Source organism: Streptomyces himastatinicus ATCC 53653, from assembly GCF_000158915.1.
GTDB classification, from domain to species: domain Bacteria; phylum Actinomycetota; class Actinomycetes; order Streptomycetales; family Streptomycetaceae; genus Streptomyces; species Streptomyces himastatinicus.
Map to the genome: position 1 here is coordinate 8,894,224 of NZ_GG657754.1, position 3,095 is coordinate 8,897,318.

At 72.3% G+C, this 3,095-nt stretch carries 3 protein-coding genes; all 3 read left to right on the forward strand.

Annotation, left to right across the window (positions count from 1 at the left end; all coding sequences use genetic code 11):
• Nucleotides 1-587, forward strand: a 587-nt coding sequence (locus SSOG_RS37975) for an aldolase/citrate lyase family protein (RefSeq protein ID WP_039939665.1), incomplete at its 5' end; no start/stop codon positions are given.
• Nucleotides 587-1,540, forward strand: a complete 954-nt coding sequence (locus SSOG_RS37980; protein ID WP_009719616.1) for a phosphoglycerate dehydrogenase — start codon at nucleotides 587-589, stop codon at nucleotides 1,538-1,540. The genes SSOG_RS37975 and SSOG_RS37980, both read left to right, overlap by 1 nt.
• Before the next feature lie 83 nt (nucleotides 1,541-1,623).
• A complete protein-coding gene (locus SSOG_RS37985) occupies nucleotides 1,624-3,057 on the forward strand; it encodes an Nramp family divalent metal transporter (RefSeq protein ID WP_009719617.1) in 1,434 nt (477 codons plus the stop codon).
• Nucleotides 3,058-3,095 lie beyond the last annotated feature (38 nt).

The window sequence follows — 3,095 nt, forward strand, 5'->3', positions numbered from 1 at the left end:
CCAAGGGCAGCACCGCCGTCGGCATGGTGCGCGTGGAGGCCAACGACCTCACCTACATCGGCAAGGCGCTCGACGCGGGCGCGAGCGCCGTGATCGTCCCGCTGATCGACAACGCCCAGGACGCCGCCGATGCCGTCGCCGCCGTCCGCTACCCGCCGCTGGGACGCCGTTCGTACGGCCCGATGCGTGCCCAGCTGCGCGTCGGCCCGAACCCGGCCGACACCCACGAACAGACCGCGGTCCTCGCGATGATCGAGACGGCCGACGGGCTGGCCAACGTCGAGGAGATCTGCGCGACCCCCGGCCTGGACGGTGTCTACGTAGGCCCGTCCGATCTGCGCCTGGCCATCGGCGGCGCGACCTCCACCGACCCTGCCGTACAGGATGAGTTCGAGCAGGCCCTCATCCGCGTCCGCAAGGCGGCCGAGGCGGCGGGCATCGCGGCCGGCATCCACAACGCCGACGGCGCGAGCGCCGCCCGCCGCCTCGCCGAGGGCTTCACGTTCGCGTCCGTCGCGGCCGATGTCGTACACCTTCAGCAGATCGCGACGTCCCACCTGGAGGCGGCACGCGGCGGGGCGCGCTGATGCCGGCCACCCTCATCACGACGCCGACCTTCGCCCGCCATTCGGCCCGCCCCTGGAAGATCCTGGAAGAGGCCGGGGCGGGCCCCCTGCGCCCCTACGAGGACGTGGCGCTCCCCACCGCCGAACTCCTCTCGTACGCGGCCGAAGCGGATGCGCTGATCGTCGGCATGGACCCGATCACCGCCGAGGTGATGGACGCCGCACCCCGCCTCAAGGTGATCGCCAAGCACGGCGTCGGCGTCGACACCATCGACGTGGCCGCCGCCCGCGCCCGCGCGATCCCGGTGGTGTGCGCGCCGGGCAGCAACTCGCGCGCGGTGGCGGAGTACACCTTCGGCCTGCTGCTGTCCGCGACCCGCTCCCTCGCCGCCTCGCACACCGCGGTGGCGGCGGGCGGCTGGCCGAAGCTGTTCGGCCCCGAACTGCACGGCAAGACGCTGGGCATCGTCGGCTTCGGCCGCATCGGCCGACTGCTGGCCGGTTACGCCCGCGCCTTCGGCATGGAGCTGCTCGCCCACGACCCGTACGTCTCCGAGGACGACGTCCGCGCGCAGGGAGCCGAACCGGCCGCGCTCGACGCCCTGCTGGAGCGCGCCGACGCCGTCAGCCTGCACACCCCGCCCGATCCGTCCGGCACCCCGCTGCTCGACCGTGCCCGCCTGGCGGCGATGAAGCCGGGCGCGGTCCTGGTCAACGCCGCGCGCGGCGGACTCGTCGACGAACACGCGCTCGCCGATCTGCTCGGCTCCGGGCACCTCGGCGCCGCGGCCCTCGACGCGTTCAGCACCGAGCCGCTGCCCGCCGACCACCCGCTGCGCGCGGCCCCCCGCACGCTCCTCACCTCCCACATGGCCGCCTGCACGCCCGAGGCCAACCAGGCCATGGGCGCGATGGTGGCCGAGGACGTCGTCCGCGTACTGGCGGGCGAGAAGCCGCACCACCAGGCGCGTTGAGACGCCACGGCACACCCGACCCCCGTCCCCCTCCCCGTTCCGGACACCGGCGACGACGCCGGAAGATCCTCTAAGGACCAGACATGGTCACCACGACCGACGGCGCCACGGCGGCGCCGCCCCCCCGCGCAGCCCGACCCGTACGCGCTGCGCGCCGAAGACGCCCCGCCCCGGCCCCCGAGAGCTTCTGCGGTCCGACTGCCGCCAGCTTCGGCCCCGGGCTGGTGCTGTCCGCCGCCGTCGTCGGCGCCGGTGAACTGATCACCACCACCTCGCTCGGCGCGAAGGCGGGGTTCGCGCTGCTGTGGCTGGTGATCATCTCCACCGCGGTCAAGGTGTGGGTGCAGATGGAGCTGGCCCGCTGGACCATCCTCAACGGCCGCCCCGCGCTCGACGGCTTCCGTGACGTCGGCCCCCGGATCGGCCGCCTGAGCTGGATCAACTGGCTCTGGATCGGCATGGACTTCGCCAAGATGTTCCAGCGCGGCGGCATCATCGGCGGCACCGCGGCGGCCTGCTCGATCCTGCTGCCGATCCACGGGGCGGCGCTGAGCACGTCGTCCCTGACCATCTGGGCCGTCATCGTCACCGGCGCCGCCGTCCTCATCCTCCAGACGGGTAAGTACCCCGTCATCGAGCGGGTGGAGGTCGTCGGCATCACGCTCAAGACGATCATCACCCTGGGCCTGGCGCTCGCCCTGCCGTTCACCGCCTTCGGGTACGGCACCGAGCAGCTCGTCGGCGGGCTGAGCTTCCAGATCCCCGCGGGCACGGTCGGAATCGCCCTCGCCATGTTCGGCATCACCGGTGTCGGCGCCGACGAGATGACGACGTACACGTACTGGTGTCTGGAGAAGGGTTACGCCCGCTGGACCGGCCCCGACGACGGCACCGAGCAGCGCGCCCGGCGCGCCGAGGGCTGGCTCAAGGTCATGCGGCTCGACGTGGGCGTCTCCTGGCTCGTGTGCACCGTCTGCACCCTGTCCTTCTACGTGATCGGCGCCTCGGTGCTCCATCCGCAGGGTCTGGTGCCCGAGGGCAACGACATGATCACCACGCTGTCGCACATCTACACGGACACGCTCGGCCCCTGGGCCGAGTACCTGTTCCTGGCCGGTGCGATCGCCGTCCTCTTCTCGGTCACCGTCGCCTCGTCGGCCAGCGTTCCCCGCTTGTGGACCAACACCCTCGGTCTGCTCGGCGTCATCGACTGGCACGACATGCGCATCCGCACCCGCACCATCCGCATCCTCACCTGCTGCCTGCCCCCGGTCTGGATGGGCATCTTCCTGTGGGTCCAGTCCCCGGTCCTGATGGTGCAGATCGGCGGCATCGGCGGTGGCATCTTCCTGCTCGCGGTCGTGGTCGCGGTCTGGCGGCTGCGCTACACCGGCGTCCCGACCCGCTTCCGCGGCAGCCACTGGCTGACCGCCGCCCTCGTCCTGAGCAGCGTGGCGACCTTCTTCCTCGGGATATACGGAGTGCTCGACGCGCTCGAGCTCACGCCCGGCAGCTGAACCCGGCGCCGAGGGGCGCCCACCACCACCGGCGGGGA

What these genes read in the sequence shown, in the direction of transcription:
- SSOG_RS37985 (WP_009719617.1), top strand. Translation starts at nt 1,624, where the DNA reads ATGGTCACCACGACCGACGGCGCCACGGCGGCGCCGCCCCCCCGCGCA.
- SSOG_RS37980 (WP_009719616.1), top strand. Translation starts at nt 587, where the DNA reads ATGCCGGCCACCCTCATCACGACGCCGACCTTCGCCCGCCATTCGGCC.